Genomic DNA, 1,958 nt, shown 5'->3' with positions numbered 1-1,958 from the left:
ATGCAAAGGTCAGCGAATGCGCAACTGAATTCTATCAAAGTCCGTTGGATAGGATTTTGTAGCTACAGCTTCAAAGATGACCACAATGGGATTTATTACTTCAAAAGCAGAAAACCCTTCATACCGGCTGCTCTGTAGGCACAGTTCAGAGCTGTGAGAAACGTGGGGGTCTTTATGTTTAGACACTCTAACGGTTCAGGGCTTTGCGAAGTGGCGGAAAATCGAAGACGAAAGTTTCGATTTAGACGACACGTAGCAAAAGCCAATTTTCATTTGCTAATTTAAAGAAAAAAGCCAATAAAATTGGCTTTTGCGGATTTAAAAGACAAAACTTTCAGCTATCACTTAACCCGCCATTTTGCAAAAACCTTGTTAGTGGCTGGCAATATTTTGTTTACTTAATTTTCTCAAATTCAAAAGGAATTTCCATTTCGTCATTAGAAATTGTGGCTTGCATTTTGTCTCCTTCAATCCAATATCGAATCTTTTTTGGAAAGTCAATAGAGTCATTAACGAAAGTAAATTCATTATTTTTTAGTTCAGCCATTTCGAATGTTGTTGCTTCCTTTTCGTCTGGCGCTTTAACAAATAAAGTCCATTTTCCGTTAGTTTCGATTATGTCCATTTTTTCTTGACTTATGGTGTCGCCTTTTTGAATTGTAAATCCAATTCCAGAATATTGATTTGGGCTAATTTTTTCCCAGTTTTCAAAAGTTTCTTTTCCGGCTTCTTCATTCAGCCTTTTCCAATTTCCAGTTAGCCAATCTAAATTTCCAGTCATTTCTGTTTCGTTTTTTGTGTTAGATTCAGTTTCTAAATTTTCGTTTTGATTAGTTTTCGTGTTTTGATTACAAGATAAAACTAAAATTGAAGTCAGTAAAATAAATGTTCTTTTCATACGAGTTTTGATTTTTGCTTGCCACTAACTCTCAAATATACGCAATAATCTTCTTTACAAAAAAAAACCAATAATTCTCTGTTTTGCCATAAATATTTGTTTGTAAGGGGCTTAACTTTATGGTTGTGCGATTTCATCTATTGCGTATTTTGTATAACTTTCTTAAAGTTACTTTGGCAGATAATACAAAATGCGCAGTATGAAAGCTATTGATTTTTCCGGTTTTGCTTTCCGGGAAGGTAGGCATAATGATTCGGCGGTCATTTGGGTGGATTTCAAATACGACCGGGCAAAGATTGATTTGGTCAAATCGCTGAAAGGTAGGTGGAGCAGGTCTAAGAAGCGCTGGTATGTACCGGACAACACCCATTTCCGGACACTGTTTGGGATGGAAATCCCACCGGTTGGCAAAGGGGTATTGTCCAAATTGTCACCCGTAAATGCTCGGGAGTTGCAACGAATGAAAGATGTGTTGCAGATGAAAGCCTACAGCCCGTTGACCATAAAGACATACATGATCGAATTTGCACAGCTACTGTATATTTTGAAAGATGTGCCCGTTGATTCGCTGGGCTACGACCGTCTCCGTGCTTACATCCTTTATTGCATCAATACATTGAAAATTTCAGAAAGCCAGCTGCAAAGCAGACTCAACGCCATCAAATTCTATTTTGAACAGGTGCTCCATAAACCGGACTTCTTTGCCGAAATCCCACGGCCGAAGAAGCCATCCACTTTACCAAAAGTGCTGAGCCAAAAGGAAGTAAAACGCATATTCGACGTGGTACGAAACCAGAAGCATTTGCTGATGTTGCAACTGTGCTACGGAATGGGGCTGCGAGTAAGTGAGGTTGTCAATCTGAAAGTGAGCGACATCGACAGTGGACGGATGCAGGTACTCATCGAAGCGGGTAAAGGAAAGAAAGACCGGTATGTACCATTACCGTCTGCAGTGCTTGGATTTGCTGGCGGGAATATTAATAAAGCATACCAGCCCAAAACTTACCTTTTTGAAGGTCGGTACGGTGGGCGGTATTCCGTCCGCAGTGTACAAGCGGTA

2 protein-coding genes are annotated in these 1,958 nt (G+C 39.7%); one reads left to right on the top strand and one right to left on the bottom strand.

The annotated features are described in order from the left end of the window. Positions 1-394: 394 nt before the first annotated feature. A complete protein-coding gene (locus tag SD31_RS12535) occupies positions 395-898 on the bottom strand; it encodes a DUF6265 family protein (protein ID WP_039054389.1) in 504 nt (167 codons plus the stop codon). A 199-nt stretch (positions 899-1,097) separates the two neighbouring features. Here SD31_RS12535 and SD31_RS12530 point away from each other — a divergent pair. Next, positions 1,098-1,958: tyrosine-type recombinase/integrase (locus SD31_RS12530; protein WP_039054388.1), on the top strand; the 861-nt coding region annotated here is incomplete at its 3' end.

This window comes from Sphingobacterium sp. T2 (genome assembly GCF_000814685.1).
In the GTDB taxonomy this organism is placed as follows: Bacteria; Bacteroidota; Bacteroidia; order Sphingobacteriales; family Sphingobacteriaceae; genus Sphingobacterium; species Sphingobacterium thermophilum.
This window is presented reverse-complemented; position numbering and strand designations above follow the sequence as displayed.

Excerpts from the sequence above, each read along its gene's own strand:
- SD31_RS12535 (WP_039054389.1), bottom strand. The coding sequence starts at position 898 with ATGAAAAGAACATTTATTTTACTGACTTCAATTTTAGTTTTATCTTGT.